This is a genomic window from Streptosporangium sp. NBC_01810, from assembly GCF_035917355.1.
In the GTDB taxonomy this organism is placed as follows: Bacteria; Actinomycetota; Actinomycetes; order Streptosporangiales; family Streptosporangiaceae; genus Streptosporangium.
Window position 1 is genome coordinate 3,505,414 of sequence record NZ_CP109070.1, and the last position, 14,566, is coordinate 3,519,979.

The following is a 14,566-nucleotide window of genomic DNA, read 5'->3' on the forward strand; positions in this document are numbered from 1 at the left end:
CGAGTGGTCAGCAGCTCGCCGTCGTGGCGACCACCGCGTCGGCCGCGGCGAGCACGTCGGCAACCAGGTCGGCTGTGTCCTCCGTGCCCGCGGCCAACCGGACCAGGCCGAGCGGAACCCCTGACGCGGCAATCTGTTCCTCGTTGAGCATGCCCTGCCACATGGCCGCCGGATGCACGGCCAGCGACTCCACACCGCCGAGACTGGCCGCTCGACGGGCGTAGTGCAGCCGGCCGAGGAACGCGTCGGCCGCCTCGAAACCGCCGGCCAGTTCGATTGCGAGCACTCCTCCGAAACCGCTCATCTGGCTTGCCGCCAACGAGTGCTGCGGGTGCGTGGCCAGGCCGGGATAGTGCACCCGAGCCACGGCCGGGTGGTCCTGCAGCGCCTCCGCGAGCGCCTGGCCGTTGGCGTTGTGCCGTGGCATGCGCAGCGGCAAGGTGCGCATGCCACGCAACAGCAACCACGCGTCGAAGGGGCCGAGCGTGGCGCCGGTGAGCAGGGCGACATCCCAGATCCGGTCCAGGATCTCCGCCGAGCCAGCCAGCACCCCGGCGGACACGTCGGAATGGCCGTTGAGGTACTTGGTCGCGCTGTGCCAGACCAGATCGATGCCGAACTCCACCGGCCGCTGGTTCATCGGAGTGGCGAAGGTGTTGTCCGCCATGGTCAGCACGTCGTGCGCGCGGGCCAGATCCGTGACGGCGCGCAGGTCGGTGATCTGCAACAGCGGATTGCTCGGCGTTTCCACCAGGATCAGGCGGGTCTGCGGGGTCAGCGCCTTGTCGAACGCCGCCGGGTCGGTCTGGTCCACTTGCGTGACCGACACGCCCAGCCGCGGCAGCAGGTTCAGCAACACCGACGCCGTGCCGCCGTAGGTGGACTTCTGCCCGATCACGTGGTCGCCGGCGGACACCAGGGCCAGCACCGCGGTGGTGAGCGCGGCCATCCCGGACGCGGTGACCATTGCCGCCTCGGTGTGCTCCAGTTCCGCGACCACCGCCGCGACCTGCGCGTGGTTCGGGTTGCCGTAGCGGGTGTAGAAATCCTGGCCCCGCCGTTCGACGGCGGCCTGCGTGAACTGCTCCGCGTCCTCGGCCCAGAACGTCGCCGTCTGGTAGATGGGCCGGGCCACTGCGCGACTGGGATGGACGTCGCGGTCGGCGTGAACGGCAACTGTGCTGCTGCCCGACATGGTTGTTCCCCTTCCGATGACCACCCGAGGTGATGTCACAAGCGTGACCGACCGGCATGCCACCTCGGGGTCGGTCCCGGCAACTTTGGCAGCAAGTAGCGCCTCGAATCGGCCATCCGATGTGGTAAGCGCGGCAGTTGGGCAATAATCTGCTCACGTGGATGACGTGGACCGGTCGATACTGGCCGTGCTCGAGAAGTACGGTCGGATCAGCAACGCGGAACTCGCCGCCCGGGTCGGCCTGTCGCCGTCTCCCTGCCTCCGGCGTGTGCGGCGGCTGGAGGAGACCGGGGTGATCCGCGGTTACCGGGCGCTGATCGATCCCGCTGCGGTCGGCCGCAGCCTGCGGGTGTTCGCCGGTGTCCGGCTGATGCGGCACAGCCGCACGGATGTGGTCGCGTTCGAGCGCGCGATCGTCCGGCTGTCCGAAGTGGTGCATTGCCACCACGTCACCGGCAACTACGACTACCTGCTCCAGGTCGAGGTCGCCGACCTGGCCGCCTACGAGGACTTCCACGCCAACCGCTTGGCCAACCTGCCCAGCGTGGCCGCGGTGGCCAGCTACGTCACCATGAAGACGCTCTCCGCCGACAGCATGTGACCGAGGATGTCCAGGCGGGCGCCGACAGGTTCAGGTGGTGGCGATGGTGAACAGGCCCTCCCGGCCAGACAACGCCGAGAACCTCGGCCAGGCCGCCACCTCGCCGGCGGCGCTCCGGCTCGTCCACCGCCTACATGACCTGGCCGGCCGATGAACGGGGAAGACGGATGCGGACCCGCCGCGGTGCCGAACAGGTAGTGCGTGGACTCGACGTTGGCGACCCGGTCCCGGAACGCCTCGTTGATGGCGTCCTTCAGGGTGCGGGATCCGGACGTCACCGGGACGACCTTCGTGCCGGGCATCCGCATCCGGGCGACGTTCAGCGCCTGGCGCTCCATGTCGACCTCGCCCATGTAGACGACGCATTCGAGGCCGGACAGGGCGCAGGCGGTGGCCGTCGCCACGCCATGCGACCCGGCGCCCGTTTCGGCGATCACCCGCGGCTTGCCCATCCGCCGGGCGAGCAGGGCCTGCCCGAGGACGTTCGTGATCTTGTGTGAGCCGGTGTGGTTCAGATCCTCGTGTTTGACGAACATCCGGACGCCGCCGGCCGGTGAGCACTTGCCGTAGCGGGGCGTTGGTAAGCCCTACCCGAAATTCCGGTGGCACCCCTTCGAGGCGCACTTGGCGCACACACCCGATCGCGGAGAGAAATATTGTGATTACATTGGGTAGTGAAAACGGCAGGCTCGGGTTTCGAGTTCAGGGTTCTGGGGCCGTTCGAGGTGCTGCGGGACGGCGTTCCCGTGCCGATCCGGGCAGCCAAGCTGCGGACGTTGCTCGTGTCACTGCTGCTCGACGCCAACAAGACGGTCCCCGTCGAGACGCTGATGGACCACCTGTGGGGAGAGGCCCCGCCTGGCGGTGCCCGGAACACCCTGCAGAACTACGTGCTGCGCTGCCGGCACCTGCTGGGGTGCGCCGCTCCCCTGCTGACCTGCCCGCGCGGCTACCTGCTCAGGGTGGACGACGACCGGCTCGACCTGCACCGCTTCGACACCCTGACCGGCCGCGCCAGGGCAGCGGCCGCGGCGGGCTCCATGGAACAGGCGGCGGCGCTGCTGGCAGAGGCACTGCGATCGTGGCGCGGGGAACCGCTACAGGACATCCCGTCGGAGACGCTGCGACGGGATGTCGCGCCCGTGCTGGCCGAGCGCAGGCTGGACGCGCTCCAGTCCCGCATCGAGGCCGACCTGGCGCTGGACCGCCACGAGGAGGTGCTCCCCGAGCTGCGGAGGCTGACCGCCGCACATCCGCTCCGGGAGCGCTTCTGGGCACAGCGGATGCTGGCGCTGTACCGGTCGGGCCGCCAGGCCGAGGCCCTGCGCTGCCACCACTCCGTCAGGGAGATCCTCGTCGAGGAACTCGGCGTCGACCCCGGCGCGGAACTGCGGGAGCTGCACCGGCGGATCCTCAACAACGATCCCGCACTCACCGCCAAGGGACCGTCCGGCAATCTCCCCAGCGAGATGACGACGTTCGTGGGCAGGGAACGGCAGCTCACCGACGCCGGACGGCTACTGGGGACCAGCCGCCTGGTCACGCTGACCGGGGTGGGCGGAGTGGGCAAGACCCGGCTGGCGCTGCGGCTGGCCACGCAGGTGTCACCCACCTTCCCTGACGGGGTGTGGATCGCCGACCTCACCCCGCTGGCCGAGCCCGAACTGCTCGACCGGACGGTGGCGCAGGCTCTCGGAATCCGCGACCAGTCCGCACGCCCCTGCGTGGACATCCTGATCGAGCATCTGCGTGACAGCAGGACGTTGCTGGTACTGGACAACTGCGAGCACATGGTGAAGGCTGCGGCGACGTTGGTGACCACGCTCCTGCGCGCGGTGCCCGGTCTGCGCGTGCTGGCCACCAGCCGGCAGCGGCTCGGTGTCCAGGGCGAGCACGTCCTGCCGGTGCCACCCCTCGCCGTACCGCCCATAACCCCTCCGGGGGAGAAGGCCGAGCCGCCGCTGACCCGCTACGAGGCGGTGGCGCTGCTGGCCGACCGCGCCGCGGCCTCGGCCCCGGACTTCCGGATCACACGACACAACCGCGGCGTCATCGCGCAGCTGTGCGGGCGGCTGGACGGTGTCCCGCTGGCGATCGAGCTGGCGGCGGTCCGGCTGGGGACGCTCTCGGCAGAGGAGATCCTCGACCGGCTCGACGACCGGTTCCGGCTGCTGGCCGACAACGACGCCGGGAACGCGCCCCGCCATCACCGGACTCTGGGAGGCGTCGTCGGCTGGAGCCACGACCTGTGCACCGAGCACGAGCGGCTGCTCTGGGCACGACTGTCGGTCTTCTCCGGCGGGTTCGACCTGGAGGCTGCCGAGGCGGTGTGCTCCGGTGCGGGCATCGACCGCCACGACATCATCGACGTTCTGGCGGCCCTGGCGCACAAGTCGATCCTGGTCGTGAGCACCCGGGGCAGCAGGACGCGTTACAGCCTGCTGGAGACCATCCGCCAGTACGGCAGGCAGCGTCTGGTCGACCTCGGTCAGGAAACCGCGGTGCGGCGACGCCACCGTGACCACTACCGGAGCACCGTCGCACGGGCCGCGGCCGACTGGTGCGGTCCCCGCGAGGTCGAGTGGCTGTCGCGGCTGCGGCAGGAACTGTCGAACCTCCGCACGGCACTGGACTTCTGCGTCACCGAGCCCGGCGAGGCCCGGAGCGGGCTGGAGATCACCACCAACCTCACCCGGACCCGATTCTGGTTCTTCAGCAGCACCATCGGCGAGGGCCGCCACTGGCTGGAGCGCGGGCTCGCGCTCTCTCCGGGCCCGCCGGACCCGCTCCAGATCGGCGCGGTGGCCCTGGCCGCCTGGATCGCCCTCTGCCAGGGCGACAAGCGGGGCGCCGAGGAGTTCCTGACCCGCTGCCGCCGTCTGACCTCGCGGTTCCCCGATGGTGACGCCCCCACCGCCCTCACCTACGTCGAGGGCGCCCACGCGCTGCTCACCCACGGCGATCCGCGGTCCATCCCGCTGCTGGCGGAGGCGAAGGACCGGTTCCTGGCGGACGGCGCGACCGGTGACGCCCACATGGCGACGATGCTCTGGGCCATGGCCTGTGCCTTCCTCGGGGACCGGGATACCGCCGTCGCCGCCGGTGACGCCTACCTGGCCGACGCCGAGGCACACGGCGGGGCCTGGGCCTACTCCTGGGGGCTGTGGGGCCTCGGTCTCGCGGAGTTGCGGCACGGCGACCCGGTACGGGCCGCCGCGCTTTTCCGCGACTCCCTGCGTCGCCAGTACGACATCGACGACCGCTGGGGGCCCGTGTGGGGCCTTGAGACGCTCGCCTGGACCGTCGCCGCCGCCGGTCGGCACGACCACGCCGCCGAACTGTTCGGCGCCGCGCACCGGTTGCGGCACACGACCGGGGTGGCGCTCATCGGGCTGCGGCCGTTTCACGACGCCCACGCCGAGGCCGACCGCCTGGTACGGCATGCACTCGGTACGCGCGCCTATACCGCGGCCTTCGAACGGGGGGCCAGGCGCGAGAATGTCATCGGCCTCACCTGCGTGCCCCCATGACGAGGTCCCGCCCACCTGCTCGGGCCCCCGCCCGACCCGACCGCCGCTGCCGGATTTCAGTCTCTTCTCCATCGTCTCGATCCTTGAGGCCGGAACGTCCGCCTAGAAACGGCACCGGCCCGCTCCACCGGGCCCGGCACGGGCGACGACGGCGGCGGTCCTCCGGCCGGGAAGGCCACCGCGGTCACCAGGATTCGCCCGCTTCGAGGCGCCGGATCACCTCCCGGCGGCTGATCTTCCCGGTCGCGTTCAGCGGCAGGGACGTGACCCGGTGCGCGCTCTTGGGCCGCTTGTGCGGGGGCAGTACGGCCCGGCAGTGCCACAGCACCTCCTCCGGCTCGACCCGGCGGTCGCCGGAGCAGGTGTAGACCGCGGTGATCCGCTGGCCCCACTGCGGGTCGGCGAGCCCGACCACCGCGGTGTCGGCGACCCCGTCGACGCGGGTGACCGCGTCCTCGACCTCCCGCGGGTAGACGTTGTAGCCACCGGTGATGATCATGTCGTTGGCGCGGTCGGTCAGCCACAGCCGGCCGCCGTCGCCGAGGTGTCCGATGTCCCCGGTGCGCAGCCGGCCGCCGGTGAACGCCTTGCCCAGGTCGTCGCGGTTCTCGGCGTTGAGGTATCCCGGGGTCACCGGGTCGCCGCGCACCACCACCTCGCCCGGCTCGCCGTCGGGCAGCGGGGAGCCGTGCTCGTCCACCACGCGGAGGTCGACGGCCAGGCAGATCCGGCCCGCGCTGGTCAGCAGCTCCGGTTCTCCGGCGAGGCCGCGGGCGTGGTCGGCCTGGTCGAGCACGGTGAGCGGCGGCATCGCCTCCACCAGCCCGTAGTACTGCACCAGGTGGGGGGTCAGCCGCTCGCTCGCCCGGCGGATGTGGTCGGCGGGCATCGGCGCGCCGGCGTAGGCGAGCATTCGCAGCGAGTCAAGTGGCACCCCGTTCGCCGCCTCCGTCAACCGGCCGACCATCGTGGGGACGAGGGCGGTGTGGGTGACGCGGTGCTCGTCGACGGCGGCCAGGATCGCGGGTGCGTCGGCGTGGTCGAGTAGCACCTGGCGGGCGCCCGCCATCAGGAACGGCAGCACGAAGAGCCCGCTGGTGTGGATCGCCGGGCCCGCGTGCAGGTACACCGAGTCGGGGTCCGGCGGCCCGCCGAGCACCTCGTGCGTCATGGCCAGCGCGGAGGCGATCCGGTTGCGGTGGGTGCGCCTGGCGCCCTTGGGGCGTCCAGTCGTCCCGGAGGAGTAGGCCAGTCCCACCAGGTCGTCGAGGGCGGCGCCGGTGTGCGGCGGCCCGCCGGGCGAATCGGCGATGAGGGCGTCCAGCGGGCGGCCGGGGCCGTCCCCGGTGACCACGGTGCGCGCCGCGCCGAGCCCGTGGCGCAGCGCCTCGGTCGCCTCGGCGTACCGGGCGTCGTAGAGCATCGCGCTCGCTCCGCAGTCGTCGGCGATGCGTTCCCACTCGGCGGCGTCCAGCCGCGGGTTGAGCGGGACGCGCACCAGGCCGGCCATCGCCAGGGCGAGGTCGCACTCGATCAGGGCGCAGCCGTTGGGCTGGAGTTCCAGGACCCGGTCACCTGGTGAGAGTCCGAGCCGGAGCAGCCCGCGGGCGAGCCTGCTCGCCCGGTCGGCGAGCTGGGTGAAGCCGCGCGTCCCATCCGGGCCCAGCAGCGCGGGCCGGTCACCGAATCGGGCGGCCGCCCGGTGCGGGAGCAAGCCGATGGCCACGATCACCTCCGGGGTTTCGCCGACGAGATATTGGTACTATAAACGAAGTCAGATAGGGAGGAGCCGCGTGAACGAGGTTCTGTTGCTGGACGCTCTGCGCACCCCGTTCGGGAGGAGCCGGGGCGGGCTCTCCGGCGTGCGGGTGAACGAGCCGGCCGCGGCCTGCGTCGGCGTCGGGCTGGGCATCGCCGTGGTCCTGGAGGTTTGAGTGGACTCCCCCGGCGACCCCGGCGACCCCGGCAACCCCGGCGGCACCGGCGACCTCGGCGGCACCACCGCCCCCGCCGCTCCCCCGGACCGGGCGCCGCGGGCGACCCCGGACCGGCCGACCCCGGAGAACCTCACCCGGATGACGGAGGGCCGCCTGCCGGGACTGCTGGGCTTCCGGGTGGTGGCGGCGGACGAGCGGTCGGTGACGGCCGAGCTGGACGTGCGGCCGGACCTGCTGGCTCCCAACGGCTACCTGCACGCCGCGACGGTGGTGGCACTGGCCGACACCGCCTGCGGGATCGGCTGCCGGCTGAGTCTGCCGGACGGCGCGAGCGGGTTCACCACGGTGCAGCTGACCAGCTCCTACACCGGCACCGCCCGAGAGGGGACCGTGCGCACCGTCGCCGCCCTCGCGCACGGCGGGCGCCGTACCCAGGTGTGGGACGCCGTGGTGAGCGGCGACTCGGGCCGGACGATCGCGCTGGTGCGGTGTACCCAGATGATCATATGGCCGTAGACCCCGCCCGGCCGTGCGCGCGGCCACCGCGCACCTCACCGGAGGAAAACCGCGGATCACGAGATGCCACCGCGCATCTCGCTCGAAGAAATCGCGGGTCAAGAGATGGAGCCGGGGTGACCCCCGCACGAGCCGGATGGAATGGCGACATGGCAACGGATCTGTTCGACAAGCACCGCGCGACCCTCGACCGCGCGATCGAGGCGTGCCGCTCCCGCGAGAGCTGGACGGCGTTCGGCGAGTCGCCGGCCGACCACCCCGGCGGGGAGCGGGCCCGGGCGGAGGGGAGGGACGCGTTCGAGGCGCTGCTGGGCCGTCCCTTCGACCTCGGCGGGCCCGGCGCCCCTGTGGCGCAGCCCGACGAGGTCTCCCCCTACACCGGTGAGCCGCTGGGCGTGTGCTACCCGCGGGCGGACGTCGAGGAGTTGTTCGCCGCCGCCACCCGGGCGTGGCCGAACTGGCGGGAGGCCGACCCGCGGACCAGGGCCGGGGTGTGCCTGGAGATCTGCGAGCGGATCTACCTCCGTTCCTTCGAGTTCTCGCACGCGACGATGCACACCGCCGGGCAGAGCTTCGGGATGAGTTACACCGGCAGCGGAACCAACGCGCTCGACCGCGGCGTCGAGGCGATCGCGCAGGCGTACGCGGCGATGTCCCGGGTGCCCGGCACGGCGCGGTGGTCGCGCGCGTTCGGCACCACCACCGTGGAGATGGTGAAGCGGTACCGGCTGATGCCCAAGGGGGTCGCCGTGGTGATCGCCTGTGCGAGCTTCCCCGCCTGGAACGTCTACCCTGCGCTGTTCGCGAGCCTGGTCACCGGCAACCCGGTGATCGTCAAGCCGCATCCCAGCTCGGTGCTGCAGATGGCGTTGGCGGTGCGCGTCTGCCGTGAGGTCCTCGCCGAGGCGGGTTTCTCCCCCGAGTTGGTGGGGCTGGCCGTGGACACGGCGGCCGAGCCGGTCACCAAGCTCCTGGTGCGGCATCCGGCGACCCGGATCGTGGACTTCACCGGCTCGGCCGCCTTCGGCTCCTGGGTGGAGGCCAACGCCTTTCCAGCCGTCGCCTACACCGAGACCTCGGGGGCGAACTCGGTGCTGGTGCACTCGGTCGGGGAGCTGCAGCCGGTGCTGCGCGCGCTGGCCGGCTCGCTGTGCCTGTTCTCCGCGCAGATGTGCACCAGCCCGCAGAACATCTACCTGCCGCGCGGCGGCGTGCCCACCACCGGAGGCACGGTGAGCGCCGCGGACTTCGCGGCCGGGCTCGCCGAGGCCGTACAGGCCATCAGCACGGTGCCCCGGCGGGCCGCCGCTGTGCTCGCCACCGTCCAGTCGCCGAACACCCTGCGGCTGCTGGAGAAGGTGCACGACCGGGCGTCCGCGCGTGGCCGGATCGTCCTCGAACCGCGCCCCTACCAGCATCCCGACCACCCGAAGGCGCGTACCAGCGGGCCGCTGCTGGCGCAGGTGGACATCGCCGACCACGAGCTGTACGGGGAGGAGCGGTTCGGGCCGGTCGCGTTCGTGATCAGCTGTGACGACGCCGACCAGGCGCTGGAGCGGGCCACCCGGGACGCGCGGGAACGGGGGGCGATCACCGCGTTCGCCTACGCCACGGACGAGGCGTACCTGGACCGGGTGGAGGCCGGCTACGCGACCGCCGGCGCCGCGGTGACCTGCAACCTCACCGGACCGATGCCGCTGAACTTCTCCGCCGCCTACAGCGACTACCACGTCACCGGGCTCAATCCGGCGGGCAACGCCTCGCTCACCGATGACTCCTTCGTCACCGGACGGTTCCGCGTCACCCAGTCGCGACGGCCGGCCGTCACCGGTCACTGACGGGCACCGGTCACCGGCAGGCACCGGTCACCGGCGGGCGGGGACGGGAACCCCGGCGCCGCCGGTCATCGACGGGTCAGGGGCGGCCGTCGCCACTCGCCAGGAGGCGGGAGTCGGTGATCGTCGCCACTCGCCGGGGCGTGGGAGGCGGCGGTCGTCGTGGCCTGCCCGTCGCCGAGCGCGAAGCGCACCTCGGTACGGTCCAGCGGCGTACCGCACGACAGGCAGCGCAGGTACGGCCGGAAGGGCCGGCCGCAGGCGCGGTGGGTGATCAGCAGGTCGGTGCCCGGCGGGCCGGCGTACCACCGCTGGGCCCAGTCGACGATGAAGGCGAACACCCCGAAGAAGGCCAGGCCCTTGTCGGTCAGCAGGTAACGGGGACGCCCGCCGTCGCTCTCCCCTGCGCTGAGCACCCCGAGCTCGGTGAACCGCCGCAGCCGGTCGGACAGCACGGACGGAGCCATGCCGAGCTCGGACTGGAAGTCGGCGAACCGGCGCACCCCGAGGAAGGTGGCCGCGAGCATCACGGTGCTCCATCGGTCGCCGAGCAGCTCGAACGTCTCCGGGAAGTACGACAGCGGGTCGCGCTCGACGTCGTCGCGGACCGTCCTGCGATGGTGGCGCGGCACCGCCACCTGAGCGAAGGTGGCCGAGCCCCGCAGGGTCTCGGTGTCGCGGGCGGTGACCGGGGCCCGGCCACAGGCCGCGCAACCGAGCTCGACGTCGGTGCGCCTGCCGCAGCCCTCGTGGATCAGCTCCGGCAGCCCGCGGCGCCGAGGCACCCAGCTGCGCTCCCAGGACCAGATCTCCACCAGCAGTGGCCACAACTCCAGCGCGCGCTCGGTCAGCAGGTACTCGGTGCGGGTGCGGCCCTGCTCGCGGTAGGGGGCCGGGCGCAGCAGCTCTCCGGCGACGAGCTCCTTGAGCCGGTTGGCCAGCACCGACTCCGACATGCCCAGCTCGTCACGCCAGTCCGCGAACCGGCGGGTGCGCATCAGGAAGGCCCGCTGCAGGATCAGCAGCGTCCACTGGTCGCTGATCGCCAGCAACGCCTGCCCGATCGCACTGGGTCGTCGGTCTTCCGCCACCCGTTCCGCCTTTCCCTGCTTTCCGTCGTCAGACGGTCATGCTACTTTGGCCTCTGACTTCTCTTATAGAAGTGTGTGGTCGTCGCACGAAAGGGGCGTCGAGATGACACAGCAACCGCAGCCGATCGCCGTGGCCCGGGCGGTCGCCGAGAACGGCGACGAGCCGAACCCGTACCTGATGGGAGTGTTCGCCGCCGTCCAGGACGAACTGACCGTCGAGGACCTGGAGGTGGTCGGCGAGATCCCCGCGGACCTCAACGGGGTCTTCCTGCGCAACGGGCCCAACCGCCGCTTCGAGGCGCCCGGCCGCTACCACATGTTCGACGGCGACGGCATGATCCACGCGATGCACTTCGAGAACGGCCGGGCGCGCTACCGCAACCGCTACGTGCGCACCACCGCCTACCACGAGGAGTCCGCGGCCGGCGAGGCGCTGTGGACCGGCGTGATGGAGAATCCGAAGGGCAACCCGTTCGGCAACGGGCACGGCCTGGGCATCAAGGACTCCGCCAACACCGACGTGATCTACCACCGGGGAAAGGTGCTGGCCACCTGGTACCTGTGCGGAACCCCCTACGCGATCGACCCGCTGTCGCTGGAGACCCTGGGCGCGGAGAACTTCCTCGGCACCCTGAACGGCGACATGATGGCCCACCCCAAGGTCGACGAGGCCACCGGTGAGCTGCTGTGGTTCGACTACGGCCCGGACGGCCCGCCGTACATGCGCTACGGCGTCGTCGGCCCGGAGGGCACGGTCACCCACGTGACCGACATCGACCTGCCGGGGCCCCGCCTGCCGCACGACATGGCCATCACCCCGAACCACACGATCCTGATGGACCTGCCACTGATCCAGGACCAGCAGGCCCGCGCCGCCGGGAAGTACCGCATCTCCTTCGAGCGCTCGCTGCCCGCCAGGTTCGGCGTGCTCCCCCGGTACGGCGCCGGCGACACGATCCGGTGGTTCGACGCCCAGCCCTGCTACATCTACCACGTCATCAACTCCTGGGAGGACGGCGACGAGATCGTCCTCGACGTCTGCCGGGTGAAGAACCCGCAACACCAGGCGACCTACACCTCGAAGATCGCCCAGATGCTGGCCTACCTGCGGCTCAACGCGCACATCTACCGCTACCGGTTCAACCTGCGCACCGGCCGGACGTCCGAGGGCCCGCTGGACGACGACAACATCGAATTCCCCAGCGTCGACTCGCGCGTCATGGGCCGGCCGCACCGCTACTCCTACAACATGCACCTCGCCACCAAGGAGACCCTGCTGTTCGACGGGCTCGTCCGGTTCGACTCGGCGACCGGGGAGAAGCAGGAGCACAGGTTCGGCCCCGGGCGGTGGGGCTCGGAGGCGCCGTTCGCCCCCCGCGACGGCTCCACCGGCGAGACCGACGGCTACCTGGTCAGCTTCGTCAACGACGAGCGGGCGGAGCGCGCCGAGGTCGCGATCTTCGACGCCGCCGACGTCACGGCCGGGCCGGTCGGCAGAGTACTGCTGCCCCGGCGCGTTCCCACCGGGTTCCACGCCACCTGGGTCCGCGCCGACCAGCTGCGCACCGCGGGAGGCGCCCGATGACCGACGTCTACGTGCTCGCCACCCTGCGCACCCCGCGAGGGAAGGGACGTCCGGGCGGCGGCCTTTCCGGGACAACCCCGCTGGAGCTGCTGACCCGGCTGCTGGCGGGCGTCGGCGACCGGGCCGCGGCGCTGCCCGGCCTGGTCGAGGACCTGATCGTCGGATCGGCCACCCAGACCGGGGAGCAGGGCGGCGACCTGGCCCGCACCGCGGCCGTGCTGGCCGGCTGGGGCGAGTCCGCCTCCGGGATGACCCTCAACCGGTTCTGCGCCTCCGGCGTCGACGCGATCAACACCGCTGCCGCGCACATCGCCTTCGGCTCGGCGGGCCTGATCGCCGCCGGCGGCGTGGAGTCGGTGTCCCGGGTGCCGATGTTCGCCGACCAGGCGCCGATCTGGTGTGACCGGGAGGTCGTGGAGCGGGTCGGCTCGGTGCAGATGGGCATCGCCGCCGACCTCATCGCCACCCTCGAAGGACTGGAGCGCGAGCAACTCGACGGCTACGCGCTGCGCAGCCAGCGCCGCGCCGCCGCCGCCTGGGAGCAGGGCAGGTTCGCCGGCTCGCTGCTGCCCGTACGGCACGGCGACCAGGTCGTGCTCGACCATGACGAGACCGTCCGGCCGGGCACCACCGCCGAGAGCCTCGCCGCGCTGGAGCCTGCCTTCGCCGCGCTCGGCGCCAAGGGACAGGACGACCTCGTCCGGCGCAGGCGCCCCGAGGTCGGCGAGATCCGGCACCTGCACACCGCCGGGTCCTCGCCCGCGATCGCGGACGGCGCCGGGATCGCCGTGCTCGGTGACGCCGCCGCGTCGGCGGCGGCCGGGCTCCGCCCGCGAGCCAGGGTGGTCGCCGCCGCCACGGCCGCGGTGGACCCGGTCATCATGCTCACCGCCGGGCAGGCCGCTGCGGAGAAGGCCCTGAAGCGTGCGGGGCTGGCGCCCGGCGACGTCGACGTGTTCGAGATCGCCGAGGCGTTCGCCGCGACCTGCCTGAAGTTCCAGCGGGACCTCGGCGTCACCGACGAGCAGCTCAACCTCAACGGGGGGACGATCGCGATGGGGCACGCCTTCGGCGCCACCGGCCCGATCCTGCTGGCGTCCTGCGTGGACGAGCTGGAGCGGACCGGTGGGCGCTACGGCGTGATCGCGGTCAGCGGCGCCGCCGGAACCGGAAGCGCCACCGTGCTGGAGCGCATGCCATGACCCGATCGACCGACGTGACCGGTCCGGCCGGAGCCGCCGGCCTCCCGCAGGTCCCCCGGCTGGCGGTGTCGCTGGGGTTCTGGCAGGACCGGCCGCCCGGCGAGGCCCTGCTGACCGCCCGCGCCGCCGACCGGCTCGGCTACGACGAGCTGTGGGTGGGCGAGATGGCCACCTACGACGCCTTCGCACTCGCCACGGCGATCGGCCTGCGGACCGAGCGGATCGGGCTGACCGTGGGCCCGCTGGCGGTGGCCGTACGCGACCCGATGACGATCGCCCGCGGCGTGGCGTCGGTCGCCGACCTGACCGGGCGCCGGGTCGGCGTCGCGGTCGGCACCTCCAGCCCCCTGGTCGTGGCCGAATGGCACGGCCGCGACCGGAGCCGCCCGGCGACCAGGCTGCGGGAGTCGGCCACGGTGCTGCGGGAGCTGCTCAACGGGCGCAAGCCCTCCTTCGACGGGGAGACCGTCCGCACCCGCGGCTACCACCTGCGGCTGGACGCTCCCCACTCGGAGCTGACCGTGGCGGCGTTCGGCCCTGCGGCCGTCGGCGTCGCCGCCACCCTCGCCGACCGGATGGTGCTGAACCTGATCACCCCGGCCTCGGCGGCGGCCCTGGTCCGGCGGCTGCGTGACGCCGCCGCCGTGGCCGGGCGCGAGGTCCCCCGGGTGGCCGCCTGGGTCTGCGCCGCGGTGAACCCCACCGAGGCCGCCGTCGAGCAGCTGCGCCGCGCCGTGGTCGGTTACCTGGCCGCCCCCGGCTACGGCGAGATGTTCACCGAGGCCGGGTTCGGCGACGTCGTCGAGTTCGCCCGCACCAGGCCGCACCCGAGGGAGCTGCTGGCCGCCGTCCCCGTCGAGCTGATCCAGTCGGTCGGCCTGGTGGGCGACGAGGCGACGGTCCGTGACCGGCTCGCCGATTACGGCCGCGCCGGCGTGGACGAGGTGGCCCTGGTGCCGACCGGCGTCGAGGCCGACCCAGGCGGGGAGAAGACCCTCGCGGCCCTCGCGGCCCTTCGGCCGCCGGTGGCCGAAGGCTGACATGAGGACCGGCGGATCCGCTCGGCCGACGGGT

At 72.3% G+C, this 14,566-nt stretch carries 11 protein-coding genes and 1 pseudogene; 8 read left to right on the forward strand and 4 right to left on the reverse strand.

What is annotated here, in order from left to right; translation table 11 throughout:
• Window positions 1-7: 7 nt before the first annotated feature.
• Window positions 8-1,195, reverse strand: a complete 1,188-nt coding sequence (locus OIE13_RS15775; protein WP_326830171.1) for a trans-sulfuration enzyme family protein — start codon at window positions 1,193-1,195, stop codon at window positions 8-10.
• Between the two features lie 157 nt (window positions 1,196-1,352).
• On the opposite strand from OIE13_RS15775, the gene OIE13_RS15780 reads away from it, so the two are divergent.
• Complete coding sequence (locus OIE13_RS15780; RefSeq protein WP_326638982.1) at window positions 1,353-1,796, forward strand: Lrp/AsnC family transcriptional regulator; 444 nt, start codon at window positions 1,353-1,355, stop codon at window positions 1,794-1,796.
• A gap of 154 nt (window positions 1,797-1,950) precedes the next feature.
• Here OIE13_RS15780 and OIE13_RS15785 read toward each other — a convergent pair.
• Window positions 1,951-2,326: pseudogene (locus OIE13_RS15785) on the reverse strand (pyridoxal-phosphate dependent enzyme); the annotation flags it as partial.
• A 144-nt stretch (window positions 2,327-2,470) separates the two neighbouring features.
• Here OIE13_RS15785 and OIE13_RS15790 point away from each other — a divergent pair.
• Window positions 2,471-5,326, forward strand: a complete 2,856-nt coding sequence (locus tag OIE13_RS15790; RefSeq protein ID WP_326830172.1) for an ATP-binding protein — start codon at window positions 2,471-2,473, stop codon at window positions 5,324-5,326.
• Between the two features lie 184 nt (window positions 5,327-5,510).
• Here OIE13_RS15790 and OIE13_RS15795 read toward each other — a convergent pair whose 3' ends face one another.
• Window positions 5,511-7,052 (reverse strand): class I adenylate-forming enzyme family protein, encoded by a 1,542-nt coding sequence (locus OIE13_RS15795; protein WP_326638979.1) that lies wholly within the window; start codon window positions 7,050-7,052, stop codon window positions 5,511-5,513.
• 67 nt (window positions 7,053-7,119) lie between these two features.
• Between OIE13_RS15795 and OIE13_RS15800 the strand changes: the two genes are divergently transcribed.
• From OIE13_RS15800 to paaN, 3 genes are all read left to right on the forward strand, one after another.
• A complete protein-coding gene (locus OIE13_RS15800) occupies window positions 7,120-7,260 on the forward strand; it encodes a hypothetical protein (RefSeq protein ID WP_326830173.1) in 141 nt (46 codons plus the stop codon).
• Window positions 7,261-7,779 carry a PaaI family thioesterase gene (locus OIE13_RS15805; protein WP_326830174.1) on the forward strand — a complete coding sequence of 173 codons (519 nt, stop codon included), beginning with the start codon at window positions 7,261-7,263 and terminating at the stop codon, window positions 7,777-7,779. It begins immediately after the preceding gene.
• A 149-nt stretch (window positions 7,780-7,928) separates the two neighbouring features.
• Window positions 7,929-9,617, forward strand: coding sequence for a phenylacetic acid degradation protein PaaN (gene paaN, locus OIE13_RS15810; RefSeq protein WP_326638973.1), 1,689 nt, complete (start codon window positions 7,929-7,931; stop codon window positions 9,615-9,617).
• Between the two features lie 65 nt (window positions 9,618-9,682).
• Here the strand turns inward: paaN and OIE13_RS15815 are convergent, their stop codons facing one another.
• A complete protein-coding gene (locus OIE13_RS15815; protein ID WP_326638971.1) occupies window positions 9,683-10,705 on the reverse strand; it encodes a winged helix-turn-helix transcriptional regulator in 1,023 nt (340 codons plus the stop codon).
• Between the two features lie 103 nt (window positions 10,706-10,808).
• On the opposite strand from OIE13_RS15815, the gene OIE13_RS15820 reads away from it, so the two are divergent.
• The 3 genes from OIE13_RS15820 to OIE13_RS15830 are packed head-to-tail and all read left to right on the forward strand — an operon-like array spanning window position 10,809 to window position 14,532.
• The gene (locus tag OIE13_RS15820) at window positions 10,809-12,290 is read left to right on the forward strand and encodes a carotenoid oxygenase family protein (RefSeq protein WP_326830175.1); all 1,482 of its coding nucleotides are present in this window, start codon (window positions 10,809-10,811) and stop codon (window positions 12,288-12,290) included.
• A complete protein-coding gene (locus tag OIE13_RS15825) occupies window positions 12,287-13,492 on the forward strand; it encodes an acetyl-CoA C-acyltransferase (RefSeq protein WP_326638968.1) in 1,206 nt (401 codons plus the stop codon). Before OIE13_RS15820 ends, OIE13_RS15825 begins: the two co-directional genes overlap by 4 nt.
• Complete coding sequence (locus tag OIE13_RS15830) at window positions 13,489-14,532, forward strand: LLM class F420-dependent oxidoreductase (protein WP_326830176.1); 1,044 nt, start codon at window positions 13,489-13,491, stop codon at window positions 14,530-14,532. The genes OIE13_RS15825 and OIE13_RS15830 overlap by 4 nt, the downstream gene beginning before the upstream one ends.
• Window positions 14,533-14,566 lie beyond the last annotated feature (34 nt).

What these genes read in the sequence shown, in the direction of transcription:
- OIE13_RS15775 (WP_326830171.1), bottom strand. Translation starts at nt 1,195, where the DNA reads ATGTCGGGCAGCAGCACAGTTGCCGTTCACGCCGACCGCGACGTCCAT.
- paaN (WP_326638973.1), top strand. Translation starts at nt 7,929, where the DNA reads ATGGCAACGGATCTGTTCGACAAGCACCGCGCGACCCTCGACCGCGCG.
- OIE13_RS15820 (WP_326830175.1), top strand. Translation starts at nt 10,809, where the DNA reads ATGACACAGCAACCGCAGCCGATCGCCGTGGCCCGGGCGGTCGCCGAG.
- OIE13_RS15825 (WP_326638968.1), top strand. Translation starts at nt 12,287, where the DNA reads ATGACCGACGTCTACGTGCTCGCCACCCTGCGCACCCCGCGAGGGAAG.
- OIE13_RS15830 (WP_326830176.1), top strand. Translation starts at nt 13,489, where the DNA reads ATGACCCGATCGACCGACGTGACCGGTCCGGCCGGAGCCGCCGGCCTC.